This is a genomic window from Amycolatopsis iheyensis (assembly GCF_024703995.1).
GTDB lineage: Bacteria > Actinomycetota > Actinomycetes > Mycobacteriales > Pseudonocardiaceae > Amycolatopsis > Amycolatopsis iheyensis.
In genome coordinates this window covers 56129-71555 of the sequence record NZ_JAMXQV010000042.1, presented here as the reverse complement: position 1 = coordinate 71555, position 15427 = coordinate 56129, and the positions used below count along the sequence as shown (strand labels likewise).

Annotated in this window: 10 protein-coding genes and 1 pseudogene; 7 read left to right on the top strand and 4 right to left on the bottom strand. The window is 72.3% G+C overall.

The window, feature by feature from the left end:
* From M8542_RS46490 to M8542_RS46465, 6 genes and pseudogenes are all read left to right on the top strand, one after another.
* Window positions 1–278, top strand: a pseudogene (locus M8542_RS46490) (hypothetical protein); the annotation flags it as partial.
* A gap of 4 nt (window positions 279–282) precedes the next feature.
* The gene (locus M8542_RS46485) at window positions 283–627 is read left to right on the top strand and encodes a type VII secretion target (RefSeq protein ID WP_257926835.1); all 345 of its coding nucleotides are present in this window, start codon (window positions 283–285) and stop codon (window positions 625–627) included.
* Window positions 624–1160, top strand: a complete 537-nt coding sequence (locus tag M8542_RS46480) for a YbaB/EbfC family nucleoid-associated protein (protein ID WP_257926834.1) — start codon at window positions 624–626, stop codon at window positions 1158–1160. Before M8542_RS46485 ends, M8542_RS46480 begins: the two co-directional genes overlap by 4 nt.
* Window positions 1161–1194: 34 nt before the next feature.
* Window positions 1195–6216 (top strand): RHS repeat-associated core domain-containing protein, encoded by a 5022-nt coding sequence (locus M8542_RS46475; RefSeq protein ID WP_257926833.1) that lies wholly within the window; start codon window positions 1195–1197, stop codon window positions 6214–6216.
* A 51-nt stretch (window positions 6217–6267) separates the two neighbouring features.
* Window positions 6268–6819, top strand: coding sequence for a GNAT family N-acetyltransferase (locus M8542_RS46470; RefSeq protein ID WP_257926832.1), 552 nt, complete (start codon window positions 6268–6270; stop codon window positions 6817–6819).
* Complete coding sequence (locus M8542_RS46465; protein WP_257926831.1) at window positions 6816–8093, top strand: MFS transporter; 1278 nt, start codon at window positions 6816–6818, stop codon at window positions 8091–8093. Before M8542_RS46470 ends, M8542_RS46465 begins: the two co-directional genes overlap by 4 nt.
* On the opposite strand, the gene M8542_RS46460 is transcribed toward M8542_RS46465, so the two are convergent.
* Complete coding sequence (locus tag M8542_RS46460; protein ID WP_257926830.1) at window positions 8079–9299, bottom strand: SGNH/GDSL hydrolase family protein; 1221 nt, start codon at window positions 9297–9299, stop codon at window positions 8079–8081. The two genes, M8542_RS46465 and M8542_RS46460, sit on opposite strands and share 15 nt — an antisense overlap.
* Before the next feature lie 562 nt (window positions 9300–9861).
* Entirely contained in the window at window positions 9862–10128 is a 267-nt protein-coding gene (locus M8542_RS46455; protein ID WP_257926829.1) for a hypothetical protein, read from the bottom strand.
* 227 nt (window positions 10129–10355) lie between these two features.
* Here M8542_RS46455 and M8542_RS46450 point away from each other — a divergent pair, with 227 nt between their 5' ends.
* Window positions 10356–12707 (top strand): alpha-L-fucosidase, encoded by a 2352-nt coding sequence (locus M8542_RS46450; protein ID WP_257926828.1) that lies wholly within the window; start codon window positions 10356–10358, stop codon window positions 12705–12707.
* On the opposite strand, the gene M8542_RS46445 is transcribed toward M8542_RS46450, so the two are convergent.
* Window positions 12704–13888 carry a 4-hydroxybenzoate 3-monooxygenase gene (locus M8542_RS46445; protein ID WP_257926827.1) on the bottom strand — a complete coding sequence of 395 codons (1185 nt, stop codon included), beginning with the start codon at window positions 13886–13888 and terminating at the stop codon, window positions 12704–12706. The genes M8542_RS46450 and M8542_RS46445 overlap by 4 nt on opposite strands.
* A gap of 19 nt (window positions 13889–13907) precedes the next feature.
* Complete coding sequence (locus tag M8542_RS46440) at window positions 13908–15401, bottom strand: glycosyltransferase family 39 protein (RefSeq protein WP_257926826.1); 1494 nt, start codon at window positions 15399–15401, stop codon at window positions 13908–13910.
* Window positions 15402–15427 lie beyond the last annotated feature (26 nt).

Below are 15427 nucleotides of genomic sequence, written 5' to 3'. Positions count from 1 at the left end.
GTGGCGTCGGCAACCTCAGCGGTGGCGCGGCGTCCGGCGCGGCCGCGGAAGCCGAGGCGGCGGCCGCGCGGAGCGCGGGCATGGCGGGCAAGGCCGGCGCGGCCGGCAGCCCGGGGATGGGCGGCATGGGCGCGGGCGCCCGTGGCGGTAAGAAGGAAGACGACAAGGAACACAAGTCGGCCGATTACCTCGAGAGCGACGACCCGAACTTCTTCGCCGGGGAAGAGGCGGTGGCGCCCCCGGTGATCGGCGACTGGAAGAACCAGGATTGGAAGTGAGCGCATGACGGCCGGCGGCTTCGAAGTCGAACCGGACGACCTGACCGCGCACGCGAGTCACGTGGAGAGCCTGATCGATCGCCTGGACACGGCCGCCTCGGCGGCCGACACGGCGATGTCGGACCACGCGTATGGGCTGCTGTGCGCGTTCCTGCCGCCGATCATCCGGCCGACGGGGGAACAGGCGAAGGACGCGCTGAAGGCGGCGGCGGACGGCGTGCACGGGCTCGTGGACAACGTCACGACGGCCGAGCAGTCCTATCGCGACGGTGAAGAGGCCAACGCCCAGCCGTTCAAGCGTCAACTGAGTGCCGCGCCGCGCGCGGCGGAAGCGAGGACGAAGGCATGACGAGCCCGGACCACGGGCTGGGGGAGCTGATGCGGGATCCGGAGGAGACGATCCGCCGGATGGACGACTGGGCGGCCGGGTTCGCCGCCAAGGCGGAGCGCTACCAGGCAGCCCAGGAGCAGACCGACCGGCTGCGGCTGACCGCGACCAGCGGCGACGGCGCGGTCAGCGTCACCGTCGGCGCCGACGGCACCGTCACCGACCTGACCTTCAGCAACAAGGTCAAGTCGTTCCCGCTGGAGGAGCTGTCGCGGCAGATCCTGACCACCATGCGCCGCGCGCAGTCCGGCATCGCCGAGCGCGTCGCCGGGGTCATGGCCGAGCAGCTCGGCGACGAAGACCGCGAGACCCGGACGCTGCTGCTGGACAACCTCCGCGGCCGCTTCCCGGACCCGGACGAGCCCGACGAGCCGGCGCCGCCCGCGGAGCCGGACCCGGTGCCGCCGTCCCCGTCGGGAGGCGCGGCGACCCCGCCGGCCTCGCCGCCGCGACGGCCGGCCGGCCCGGAGGACGAAGACAACAACCCGTGGTGACCCGGTTCGCCTCGCACGTCAGGAAGGTCGCGTAGTGGCGAACCCGCTGGTCGCGGAGACCAAGGACTCGACGAAGGCCTATTCGGGCGTCTCGCTGCTGGAGTCGGCGAATGATCTGAAGTCGGCGATCGAGAGCGGTGATTGGGCGTCGGTGGCGCTCGGCGCCGTCGGCACGGCGCTGGACGCGCTGTCGATGGCGATGGACCCGTTCGGCGCGATCCTCGCGGCCGGGGTGGGCTGGCTGATGGAGCACGTGGGCCCGCTCAAGGAGGCCCTCAACGCCCTCACCGGCAACCCGGACGAGATCTCCGCGCAGTCGGAGACGTGGAAGAACGTCGCGACCGAGCTGGGCAGTGTCGGTGAAGACCTGCTCGGGATGGTCAAGGCGGACACCGCGTCCTGGACGGGGAACGCCGCGGACACCTACCGGCAGCGTGCGCAGGACACCGTCACGCTGCTGGAGACGGCGCAGAAGGGCTGCGAGGGCGCTTCCAGTGGGGTGAAGACGGCCGGTGAGGTCGTCGCGGCGGTGCGGGCGCTGGTGCGGGACATCATCGCGGAGCTGGTCGGGCACCTGATCAGCTGGGCGTTGCAGGTGCTGTTCACCTTGGGTATCGGGATGACGTGGGTCGTGCCGCAGGTGGTGACGGCGGTCGCGAAGACGGCGTCCAAGATCGCGGATTTGACGAAGCGGCTGGTGAAGGCGCTGCAGGCGCTGATCCCGTTGCTCAAGCGCGCCGGGGATCTGTTCTCGGACGCGGCGAAGGCGTTGCGGAAGATCAAGCCGGGCAAGGGTGCGCCGGCGCCCAAGCACGCCGACATCAACGGCAGCCCGAAGGGCCTCGACGGACCGAAGGGCAAGGGTGGCCCGGACGCGCCGCCGCCGAAGACGGACCCGCCGCCCGCCGGCAAGGGACCCGACGACAGCACCCACTCCTCGGGCGCCAAGGGCGACCCGCCACCCAAGAGCGACCCGCCGCCGGCGTCGAAGGGCCCGGACGAGAACCCGAAGAGCCCGGCCCCGACACCCGACGGCCCGACCGGGTCGCGCGGCCTCGACGGCCCCGGCTCGGGCGGCAAGGGCGGCAAGGGCAAGGACAGCCCGCCGCCGCTGAAGGACGAGAAGCCCAACCCGCGTTCCCAGGACAACCTGCGCTGCGAGAACGACCCCATCGACGTCTCCAGCGGGCAGATGGTGATGAGCGAGGTCGACGCCGAGTTCTACGGCGTCCTGCCGCTGCTCGTCGAGCGCACCCACTTCTCGGCCCGCCGGGCCGGACGCCGGTTCGGCGCGAGCTGGGTGTCCACAGTGGACCAGCGGCTCGCGGTCGACGACACCGGCGTCACGTTCGCCGCGGCCGACGGCACGATCCAGGAGTACCCGCACCCGGTCGTCGGCGGCTGGACGACCAGCGGCCAGGGCCCCGACCGGCGCCTCACCCGCACCGAAGACGGCGGCTACCTGATCGAGGACTTCGAGCAGGCGCTCGTCCTCTACTTCGCCCCCGGCGGGCCGGAACTGCCGCTGGCCTCGGCCACCGACCGGCACGGCAACCGCATCGCGTTCGAGTACGACGAGCACGGCGTGCCCACGGCGATCCGGCACAGCGGCGGGCACGCCGTCCGGTTCGAAACCGAGGGCGGCCTCGTCACGGCGATGCACGCGGTCGGCGCCGACGGCACCGAAGTCGAGCTGATGCGCTACGGCTACACCGACGGACGGCTCACCGCCGTGACGAACGCGTCCGGGCAGGCGTTCCGCTACACCTACGACGCCGACGGCCGGATCATCGGCTGGACCGACCGCAACGGCGAGTGGTACCGCTACACCTACGACCACAGTGGACGGTGCGTCCGCACCGAAGGCGCCGGCGGCTTCTTCACCGGAACCCTGCGCTACGACACGGAAAACCGGGTCACCCACTCGACGGACTCGCTGGGGCACACCACCGAGTTCCACATGAACGAAGCCGGCCAGGTCGTCAAGGAGGTCGACCCGCTCGGCGGCGCGATCCTCAGCGAGTGGGACGCCCACGACCGGCTGCTGAGCCGCACCGACCAGCTCGGCCGCACCACCGCCTACAGCTACGACGGCGCGGGGAACCTGGCGGCGATCACCCGCCCGGACGGCGCGCAGGTCACCTTCGAGCGCAACCGCTTCGGCCTGCCGCTGTCGATGTCGGAGGCACCGGGCGTCGTCACGCGCTGGGAGTACGACGAGCGCGGCGGCCTCACCGCGGTCACCGACCCGGCCGGCGCGACGACCCGCTACACCTATGACGACGCCGGGAACGTCTCCGCCGTCACCGACGCGCTGGGCAACACCCTGCGCGTCGAGACCGACGCCGGCGGCCTGCCGATCGCGACCACCGACCGGCTCGGCGCGGTCACGCGGTACGAGCGCGACCTGTTCGGCCGCATCCGCGCGATCACCGACCCGCTCGGCGCCGTGGAGCGCTTCGGCTACACCGTCGACGGCCGCCTCGCCTGGCACCGGCACCCGACCGGCGCCGTGGAGCAGTGGATGTTCGACGGCGAAGGCAACAGCGTGTCGCACACCGGCGCGACCGGGAGCGTCACCCGCGCCCAGACCACGCACTTCGATCTGCCCTCGGCCGAGATCCGGCCGGACGGCACCCGCGTCGAGTTCGCCTACGACACCCGGCTGCGGCTCACCGCCGTCACGAACGAGCAGGGCCTGGTCTGGCGCTACGACTACGACGCGGCCGGGAACCTGGTGCGCGAGACGGACTTCGGCGGCGCGGTCGTCGACTACCGCTACGACGCCGCCGGGCAGCTCCTCTCCCGGACGCATGCGGGGGAGACCACCACCTTCGGCTACGACCTGGTGGGCAACGTCGTCGAGCACACCTGCGGCGCGGTCACGACCCGGTACTCCTTCAGCACCGCCGGGCACCTCATGGCGGTCGAAGACGGCCGCACGCGGGTGTCGTTCCAGCGCGACGCCGTCGGGCGGGTCACCGCGGAGACGATCGACGGCCGCACGACCGAGACGGCTTACGACGCCCTGGGCCGCCGCGTCGGGCGGCGGACGCCGTCCGGCGCCGAAAGCGTCTGGGAGTACGACCCGAACGACCGGCCGCTGGCCGTGCACGCGGCCGGCCGCACCCTGCGCTTCGATCATGACCTCGCCGGCCGCGAGGTCCGGCGCGCGCTCGACACCGGTGCGGCGGTCACCCAGACGTGGACGCCGGACGCCCGGCTGCAGTCCCAGACGATCACCGGCGCGACCGGACAGCTCAACCAGCAGCGCACGTACGCCTACCTGCCGGACGGCGCGCTGAGCGGCGTCCAGGACCGGCTCACCGGGCCACGCGCGTTCACGCTCGACCAGCGGGCCCGCGTCGTCGGCGTGCAGGCTCCGCGCTGGTCCGAGCGGTACGCCTACGACGTCGCGGGCAACGTCACCGACGCCGTCTGGCCCACCGCCACCGGCCAGGACGCCCTCGGGCCGCGGACGTTCGCGGGCTCGGTCGTCCGGACGGCCGGGCGGACCCGCTTCACCCACGACGACCGGGGCCGGCTCGTGCTCCGCGAGAGCGGGGACGCGGGGACCTGGCAGTACGCCTGGGGCCCGCAGGACCGGCTCGCCGGGGTTCGGACCCCGGACGGCACGCAGTGGCGCTACACCTACGACCCGCTCGGCCGGCGGATCGGCAAGGAGCGGCTCGCCCCGGACGGCGTCGGCGTCGTCGAGCGGGTCGAGTTCAGCTGGGACGACCAGGTGCTCGTCGAGCAGACCCGCTCGGACGGCACCGGCACCCGGATCACGGTCTGGGACTACGAGCCGGACAGCCACCAGCCGGTGCTCCAGCGGGAGCGGTTGTTCCGCTCGCCGCAGGAGCTGCTCGGGGAGCAGTTCCACGTCGTCGTGGCCGAGCCTTCGGGGGCGCCCGCCGAGCTCGTCGACGACCGGGGCTCGGTCGCCTGGTTCGGGCGGCTGAGCCTGTGGGGTGAAACGGTCGACGAGACCCGGACCGGGGCCGGCACGCCGCTGCGGTTCGCCGGGCAGTACTTCGACGCCGAGAGCGGCTTGCACTACAACTTCTTCCGCTACTACGACCCGGCGACCGGGCGGTACGCGAGCCCGGACCCGATCGGGCTGGGCGCCGGGCCGAACCCGCACGCCTACGTCGAGAACCCGCACGCGTGGGTCGACCCGCTCGGGCTCGGCCCGCAGAGCTGCACGGGCAACGGCGGCACCAGCGCGCAGGGCGCGGCCAACCCGCCCGGCGGCAAGGGCGGCAAACCGAACCTGAAGATCAACACGAACGTGCCGAACAACGTCGTCACGGAGTATTCGCCGGGCGGACGGCTCTACCAGCAGATGTCGCCGGGCGGGAAGTACGGCGCGAAGAAGCCGGGCACGAACAAGCAGAAGTACGACCGGCGGACCGCGGCCGGTTACGAGAACCCCAAGCACGACCACGGCAACATGCTCCCGCTGTGGAAGGACGCCGCGCTGTCGCCGGTCCCGGCCGGGAAGACGGCCGACAAGAAGTGGCTGATGGACCCGAACCGGCGGTTCGACACCAAGCAGCCTGGGGAGAACTACACCGGCGCGAGCGGCAGCGAGATCAAGGGCCACAAGAACGGCGTGCTCGGGCACGACGAGGCCGCGGGCTCGAACTGGAACCGCGAAGGCATGCACCGGACCCGGCAGGAGAACCTCGAGCACAACCGGCAGACCGACACCTACCACGGCATCGAGTCCAAGGAACGCTCCAACGCGAGCGGTTCGAGCGAAGACCGCTACAAGAGCCCGCACCCGAGCGACGGCGCCGACCGCGCCTACTGGGACCGCAACGATCCGGGGTTCGCCAAGCAGGGCGGGCCGTGGCACTCGTGGCAGGAGATCCCGGCGCCGGCCGGTGGCCAGCACGCCGGGCCGTCCCACGCCGGTCCGTCGAATGCCGGGCCGTCGAACGCGGGTCCGTCGAACTCGGGACCGGTGCACTCGCCGATCTCGCCGGACGACTCGCGGCCCACGAAGCGGCCGCGGCGGGACGACTCGGACACCGACATGGACGGCTGACCGGCGGCGGCACCGCTCGACAGACGGCCGCCGGGGGTCGACACTGGGCCGATGACCGGCCTGATCACCGGTAGCCGTGTCCGGCTGCGGCCTGCCGCCGCCTCGGACGCCGCCCGGTTCGAGGAGATCCTGTCGCATCCCGAAGTCGCCCGCTGGTGGGCCGACGCCGAGGAGCCGGTGGCCGCCCAGGTGTCCTACCTGCTGGACCCCGACGAGGGCACCACGACCTACGCCATCGAGCTCGACGACGCCGACGCCACCGTCGTGGGCATCGAGCTCGCCTTCGAAGAAGCCGACCCGCAGTACCGGCACGCCGGCATCGACATCGCGGTGCACCCCGACTGGCAGGGCAAGGGCTTCGGCTCGGACGCCATCCGGACGCTGGCCGAGCACCTGTTCACCACCGGTGGCCACCACCGGGTGGTGATCGACCCGGCCGCGGACAACAAGGCCGCGATCAAGCTCTACCAGTCCCTCGGCTTCCGGCCCGTCGGCACGATGCGCTCCTACGAGCGCGGGCTCGACGGCAGCTGGCACGACGGGCTGCTGATGGACCTGCTCGCCGACGACCTGGTCCCCGCGGCCGCGCCGAGCGGTTGGTGAGCGCCCCGGCCGCCGCGGGGCGGCAGCTGCGGCGGGTCGCCGTGGCCAGCGCGGTCGGCACCACGATCGAGTGGTACGACTACTTCATCTACAGCACGGCCACGGCGCTCGTGTTCGGCAAGCTCTTCTTCACCTCGCTCTCGCCGGCGTCCGGCACGCTGGCCGCGTTCGCCACGCTCGGCGTGGGGTTCCTGGCCCGCCCGGTCGGCGGGATCCTGTGGGGCCACTTCGGCGACCGCGTGGGCCGGAAGGCGATGCTGGTCCTGTCCCTGGTCCTGATGGGGGTGGCGACCGTCGGCGTCGGCCTGCTGCCGACGTACTCCGCGATCGGCGTCTGGGCGCCGGTCCTGCTGCTCGTCCTGCGGCTGCTGCAGGGGCTCAGCGCGGGCGGCGAATGGGGTGGCGCGGCGCTGATGGCCGTCGAGCACGCGCCGCCCGGCCGGCGCGGCCGGTACGGCGCGTTTTCGCAGATCGGCGTCCCGGCCGGGCTGATCCTGGCGCAGCTGATGTTCTTCGTCCTCGGCCGCGCGCTGACCGACGCGCAGTTCGCGGCGTGGGGCTGGCGGGTGCCGTTCCTGGCGAGCATCGTGCTCGTCGGCGTCGGCCTGGTCATCCGGCTGCGGATCGAGGAGACGCCGGTGTTCGCGCAGTTGCGCCGAGCCGAAACCCGCAGCCGGCGGCCGATGGTCGACGTCTTCCGCGAACGGCCGCGCGCGGTGCTGGTCGCCTCGGGCAGCTTCGTCGCGAACACGGCGATCGGGTACATCTTCCTGGCCTACCTGCTGTCCTACGGCACGTCGGTGCTGAAGATCGACCGCACGACGCTGCTGGTGGTCGTCATCGTCGGCAGCGTGACGTGGCTGGCCGCCATCCTGGCGTCGGCCGCCTGGTCGGACCGGGTCGGCCGCAAGCCGGTGTACCTGTCCGGGTCGGTGCTGCTGGTGGTCTGGCCGATCCCGTTCTTCCTGCTGGTGGACACGAAGGCCGCGGTCTGGCTGATCGTGGCCGTGGTGGTGCTGAACATCGGCCTCGGCGCGACGTACGGGCCGCAGTCGGCGTTATTCGCGGAGCTGTTCGAGCCGCGCTACCGCTACAGCGGCGCGTCGTTCTCCTACGCGGTGGGCGCGGTGCTCGGCGGCGCGTTCGCGCCCCTGATCGCGGCCCAGTTGCAGGCCTCGACCGGGACGTCGCTTTCGGTGTCGCTCTACCTGGTCGCCGTGGCCCTGGTGAGCCTGGTGGCGGTGCTGTTCATCCCGCGCTCACAGCCGGTCTAGGCGGACCGCCGCGGCCATCCGCGCGTAGCCCGCGTCGCCCGGGTGCAGGTGGTCGCCCGAGTCGTAGGCCGGCAGCATCCGCAGCGGGTCGGCCGGGTCGCGTACCGCCGCGTCGAAGTCGACGACGCCGTCGAACAGTCCGCTGGTGCGGATGAACGTGTTCACGGCGGTGCGGGTCGCCTCGAGGGTTTCGTCGTAGACGCGCCAGCCCTTGAACGGCGTGAGCGTCGCGCCGAGGACGCGGATCCCGCGCGCGTGGGCCTGCGCGACCAGCTGGCGGTAGGCCGAGGTGATCGCGCCCGGGTCGGTCTGGTGCGGGTCCTGCTGGATGTCGTTGATGCCTTCCATGACGATCAGCGTCCGCACGCCGCCGACGCTCAGGACGTCGCGGTCGAAGCGGGACAACGCGTTCTGGCCGTGGTCGTCGCCGGGCACGTCGAGCAGCAGCCGGTTGGCACTGATCCCCGCGTTGAGCACGCCGAAGCGGCCGTGCAGGCGGTCGGCGAGGTAGTCGGGCCAGCGGTGGTTGGCCCCGGCGGTCGAGCCGACGCCGTCGGTGATCGAGTCGCCGAGCGTCACGATCGAAGCCTCGGCCCGGCCCTGGACGTCGACGCCGGTGACGTAGTGCCAGACGGCCGTCTGCTCGGTGTAGGGCGCGCCGGACTCGCTGCCGGCGAAGTCCCCCGCGCGGGTGAAGTACGACGTCTGCGAAGCGGCCGGGTGATAGGTGACCGGGCCGGACTTCGTGGGGACGTAGGTCGTGACGAGCAGGTTGGCGTCGGCCGGGACGGCGACGGTCACCGGGTCGCTCAGCGCCTCGGCGCCGGCGGGGACCACGACGCTCGCCGCGCCGCCGAAGGTCAGCGACCGCAGGGTGCCGGGCACGGCGTCCGGGCCGGCGCTCTGGACCGCGAGGGTGACGTGGCCGAAGGTCAGGGGACTGGCGCCGAAGGCGTTCGAGAGGTGGACGCGGGCCCGGCCGCCGCCGGCGCTGGAGTGCACGACGTTGCGGATCGAGTAACCGGGATAGCCGTCCGGGGTGTTCACGACCCCGGACGCGGGTGCCGCGGCCCAGGTGCCGACCCAGCCGCCGACCGCGTGCTCCGCGACCACCGGGAAGGCGCTTTCGGGGTTTGCGTCTCCGGAAGCGGTGAGGATGCCGAACCCCGCCAGAACCGCCGCGCTCACAGCCAGGATGCGTCGCATACACCCACAGTGGCGAGGCTGCTCCGGGCTAGGGACCGCTGATCAGGTGAGCGGGGTGGACAAGATCCCGGACAGTTCGCACGGTGGGTCGGGGCGGGCCCGTCCGGGATTCTGGGGATGCCGGACGGGCCCGCGCGAGGTGGCCGTTGCCGCGACGGCCGCTCGCCGGAGTGGCCCGGTCCCGATCGGGCGGAGGCTGGCCCGGATCGTTTGCGTCGTGGCGACTCCGGAGGGCGTGTGCGAGACGCCCTCACCCAGAGCACGGCCACCGGCCCGGACCGGTTCAGGCCGTTCCCGAGGTTTCTCGTGCGGGGGCCCGGATGCCGGGAAGGCCACCTTCGGGCTTCGGAGGTGGCCTTCGCGGTGTTCGAGCGGGAGGGGTCAAGCGGCGGTGGGGAACGCGGCGCCGGGCGCGCGGTGCCCGGTGTTGGTCGGTTCGGCGGGTGCCCGCCGGCCCGGGCGGGTTCAGGCCTCACCCGAGGTTTCTCGTGCGGGGGCCCGGATGTCGGGAAGGCCACCTTCGGGCTTCGAAGGTGGCCTTCGCGGTGTTCGAGCGGGAGGCTCAAGCAGCGGTGGGGAACGCGGCGCCGAGCGCGCGGTGCCCGGCGTCGGTCAGTTCGGCGGGCGCCCACCGGCCGGGCGCGACGAGCGTGGCCGCGCGGATCAGGCCGGCGCGGGCGAGGTCGTGGGCGGTGGTCTGGTCGCAGCACGACAGCCCGTCCACGCGGAGGTCGGGTTCGCAGCTGCAGCGGAGCTCGGCGCGTCCGTCGGCGACCGCCTTGAGCATGGCGATCGCGCGGCGGCTCAGCGCGTTCGGATAGATGGACATGGTCTGGCCTTTCGTCGCGGCTGGGTCTGACGTCGAGTTGCTGCAGCTCGTCACTCAGGACTACGGGCCCACCACGCAGCCGGTTCACTTCGATCGCCTCTTGACACCGGGAGGCGCAGCGAGCAGGGTCATTCATCGGATGAATCAGCTCCGCCATCGACAGATCGGCCAGCAAGGGGCGAACTCTGTCGTCATTCCGCCGTAGTCATCCGATCCTTGGAGGTTCAGTGTCGACCTTCCCCCGCCGTCAAGCGCTCGGCATCGCCCTGGGGGGCGCCGTGGCCTTGAGCGCGGCCGGCCGCACCACGGCCGGCGCGGCCGTGCCCGTGGACGCCGCCCCCGACCGCCCCGACACCCCGATCGTCCCGCCTCCGCCGCCCGTCCCCGTCGCGCTCGACACGTGGTTCTCCAACGACGGCATCGACAGCGCGTCGGCCACCGGTGGTGACTTCGACGGCTCCGGGTACACCTTCCCGGCCGAACACCTGCCGGCCGGGCGGACCACGAACGTCAGCGGCGTGCCGTTCACCCTCGGCTCGGCCGCCGCCGGCGCCAAGAACAACATCGCCGCCACCGGCCAGACGATCGACCTGCCGAAGGGCCGCTACTTCGTCGCGTACTTCCTGGTCGCGGCCAGCTACGGCACGACCGGCGGCACCGCGACCGTGCACTACGCCGACGGCAGCACGAGCACCGGCTCCCTCTCCGGCCCCGACTGGTACACCGGCACCGGCGCGCTGGTCTCGCCGTTCCGGTACGCGCCCGGCGGGGTCGTCGACAACAACCCGGTTTCCCTGGCCACCGGCCAGGTCTGGGTCGATCCGGCCCGCGACGCCGTCGCGCTGACCCTGCCCACGACCGCGAACCCCGCGCCGAACGTCGCCAGCCTGCACGTCTTCGCGCTGACCCTGCAGCCGGTGGCGGTCGGCCGCTCCGCCCTGATCCTCGACGGCCGCTCGACCGCCAACCTGCTTACCGAAGGCGGTCCGCAGGCGGCCGAAGCGACCGTCGTCAACGCGGGCACGGTGTGGCTCGGCGCCCGCGACCGGATCGCCGTCACCCTCGACGTGCCGGGCGGCCGGACCACGGTCCCGGCGACCATCCGCGCGCTGGCCCCGGGGGAGCAGGCGACCGTCCGGCTCGGGCTGGCGCCGAACGCGTCCGTTCCTCCGGGCACCACCACGAACGGCCAGCTCCGCGTCACGGCCGGGCGCGGCACGCTCGCCACCCAGCAGGTGCCGGTCACCCTCGGCGTCCCCGACTTCCGGCCGACCGACGCGTCGCTGTCGACGCACCGGGCGCCGTACTGGTTCACCGACAGCAAGTTCGGCATCTTCATCCACTGGGGTGTGTACGCCGTGCCCGCGTGGGCGCCGGTCGGGCAGCAGTACGCGGAGTGGTACTGGCAGAACCAGCAGGACCCCAACGGCGCGACCTACGCCTACCACCGCGAGAAGTACGGCGAGGACTTCGCCTACGACGACTTCATCCCGATGTTCACCGCGGCGAAGTTCGACCCGCGCAGCTGGCTGAAGCTGATCGCCGACGCGGGCGCCGAGTACTACGTCCTGACCTCGAAGCACCATGACGGCTTCGCGTTGTGGGACACGAAGGTCAGCGACCGCAACTCCGTCAAGCTCGGCCCGCGCCGGAACATCATCGACGAGCTCTTCACCGCGTCGCGCAAGTACACCCCGCAGCTGCGCAACGGCTTGTACTTCTCCCTGCCCGAGTGGTTCAACCCGGACCACCCGTGGATGGGCCACGCGCCGCGCAACCCCTACACCGGCGCGCCGCTGCCCTACACCGGGTACACGGCCGGAAAGGACTTCGTCCGCGACTACCAGGCGCCGCAGGTGCTGGAGCTGATCTCGGAGTTCGACCCGGACGTGCTGTGGTTCGACATCGGCGGTGACAACGACTCCCGCGCGGTGGTCTCGGAGTACTTCAACCACGCGAAGAACCGCAAGCGCCCCAAGGACGTCACCTACAACGACCGCGGCGGCATCCCCGACCACGACTTCACCACGCCGGAGTACACGACGTACCCGAACACCGTGGTGGCGAAGTGGGAGGCGAGCCGTGGCCTCGACCCATTCTCCTACGGCTACAACCGTGCGACGCCGGACGACAAGTACATGACGGCGGAGGAGGTCGTCCGGACGCTGGTCGACATCGTCTCGAAGAACGGCAACTTCCTGCTCGACATCGGCCCGGACTTCGACGGCACCATCCCGGACGTCATGCAGAAGCACCTGCGTGACGCGGGCGCGTGGCTGAAGGTCAACGGCGAAGCCATCTACGGCACGACGTACTGGTCACGGATGGCCCAGCTCGGCGACCTGCGGTTCACGGTCAAGCAGAACGAGGCGTTCTACGTGCACTCGCTGGCGGCGCCGGCCAGCCGGCTGGTGGTCGACGCGCCGGTGCCGATCCGCGCGGGGGACCGGGTGTCGCTGCTCGGCTATCGCGGGAACCTGCACTGGAGCGTCGAAAACGGCGCGCTGGTGATCGACGTCCCGGCCGCGGCCCGGCAGTCCGGCCGGTTCGCGTGGGTGTTCAAGATCGCCTGGAGCTAGAGGTCGGCGTTCTTGCCGATGTAGAGCTCCGCGAACGCCGCCGCGGCCGCGGGCGAACCCAGCAGGCGGCGCATCCGGGCTTCCGCGATGCGCGCCAGGAACGGGTTTCCGCCCGCGGTCGCGGTGTGGTGGAAGATGTCGGACAGCCACAGCGAAAACTCCTGGTACTGCCAGATCAGCGGCAGGCAGGCGGCGGAGTACCCGGCCAGCTTCGCCGGGTCCCCCGCGTAGTGCGCCTCGAACGCTTCGCTGAGCAGGAACGCGTCGTGCAGGGCGAGGTTCATGCCCTTCGCCGCGATCGGCGCCACGAGGTGCGCGGACTCGCCGGCCAGGTGCAGCCGGCCGTGCGACATCGGCTCCACGACGTAGTTGTGCATGTCGAGGAGCCGCTTCTCGACCAGCTCGCCGTCGATGATTTCGCCGCCGGGCACGGTGAGCCGCGCGTGCAGCTCCTGCCAGACGCGCTCGTCGGGCCAGTCCGCCTCGGTCTCGCCCGGCTCGGTCTGCAGGTAGAAGCGGGTCACCGTCGGCGTGCGCGCCATGTGCGCGGCGAACCCGCGCGGGTGGATGCCGAACAGCGCACCGTCGGCTGACGGCGGCGCCTCCGCGAGCAGCGCCAGCCAGCCGATTCCGTAGTCGTGGTGGGACTTCACCGTGGTTTCCGGTGGCAGGTACCCCTGGGAGACACCCCGGGCGCCGTCGCAGCCGGCGACGAAGTCACAATCGAGCCGGTGCTCGCCCTCGGCGGTCCGGAACGTGACGGCGGGGGAGTCCGACGTCAGGTCGTGCAGGGCGACGTCGGAGACCTCGAAGACCGCTTCGCCGCCGGCTTCGGTGTACTGCGTGACCAGGTCCGTCACCAGGAGTTGTTGCGGGTACACGAAATGCCGCTGCCCGGTGACGTCGCCGTAGCGGAACTCCCGCCGCCGCCCGGCGAAGCGGAACTCGAACTTCTCGTGCCGCGGCGCCTTCGCGACGAGCTGCTCGCCGAGGCCGCGTTGCTCGAGCCCGCGGACTGCCCACTCTTCGATGAACCCAGCCCGCGGCCGCTGCTCGATGAACGCCCGGCTCTCGGTCTCCAGCAGCACGCAGCCGATCCCCGCGCGCCGCAGGAGGTTCGCCACCGTGAGCCCGGCCGGGCCCGCCCCCAGCACGGCCACCGCCGTGCGCGTCGCCACCATGCGCCCGAGGGTAGCGGGCTCAGTAGAACTGGCGCAGCTTCGGCCAGGCGGTCGACCACGGCTCGGTCAGCGTGCACAACGAGATCGGGGTGCCGTTCTCGTCGTTGTCGACGCCGCCGGCCGTGCGGTTCTTGGCCACCACCCGGCACCCGGTGATCAGGTGCGCCGCGGGGGAGCCACGCTCGAAGCCGCCGACGAGCAGCACCGGGCCGACGAGCCGGTCCGGTGGCGGGCCCCAGTCCGCGTAGGACATGTGCGGTGAATACGGCTGGGGCAGCCCGCGCGTGGGCCCGTAGTGTTCGATCGCGCCCGCTTCGCCGTAGTTCCCGGCGACGATCACCGCCGTGTCCCGTTCGGTAGCCGGGATCCGTGCCCAGGCGCCGGCGACCGTGTCGGTGAACTCCGGCCAGCCGACCTGCTCACCGGGCTCCTTGTTCATCGCCAGCAGCACCCCGTCGAGCGCCGGCGGCGGCACGACCGGAAGTCCGATGAGGACGGACACGACCAGGCAGACCGCGGTCGCCGCGCCGGTGAGCGCCCGCCGCGCCGTTCCGCCGCGCCGCAGCCACCGCAGTGCCGGGTCGGCGCCGAGCGCGACGAGCGGCAGCAGGAGCGGGATGGCGTAATACGGCTTCCCGCCCAGGGCGACGAGTTCGACGCAGACCACCGGGTAGGCGATCGCCAGGGCGCGGGCCCAGCGCAGCGCCGGGTCACGCCACGGCCGCACGAGCCCGGCGACCCACACCGGCACCAGCACCGGCGAGAGCAGGACCAGCTGCATCGGCACGAACAGCGCCCGGTTCTCGCCGCCGTCGTCCTCGCTGATCCCGCCGGCGACGGTGAGCATCGGCCAGCCGTGCCGCGCCTGCCAGAGCACGACCGGCGCGGTCAGCAGGGCCGCGATTCCGATCCCGGCCGCGAGCCACCGGCTCCGCAGCACCCGGCGCGGCCCGGCGACGAGGACACCGACACCCAGCCCGGACAGCAGGAGCAGGACCAGCCACTTGTTCGCCATGCCGACCCCGGCGGCGGCCCCGACCGCGAGCCACCAGCGACCGTCGCCGGTGCGCAGGAGCTTCAGGCCGGACAAGGCGATCAGCGACCACAGCAGCAGGTCCGCGGAGTTCGTGGCGAGCATGTGGGAGATCACCAGCACGTACGACGACAACGCCGTCGCGAGCGCGGTGAAGAGCTGCGCGCCGCGGCCGCCGCCGAACTCGCGGGCGATCAGCGTGACGACCACGACTGTCGCCACGCCGAGCAGGGTCGCGACGACCCGCAGACCGGTCGGCGTCTCGCCGAACACCGCCGTCGACGCGCGGGCGAGCCACGGCGTGATCGGCGGGTTGTCGACGTAACCCCAGTCCGGCCGGTGGCCCGCCGCGACGAAGTACAGCTCGTCGCGGTGGAAGCCGAAACGGCCGGACAGCGCGGTCAGCACCACGGCCTGGACCGCGACGACGATGCCCACCTGAAGCGCGGCGAACCGCGGTAGTTCCCGACTGTCCCCCATGGCAGCCCTTCCTCGGCGTGCCCGGA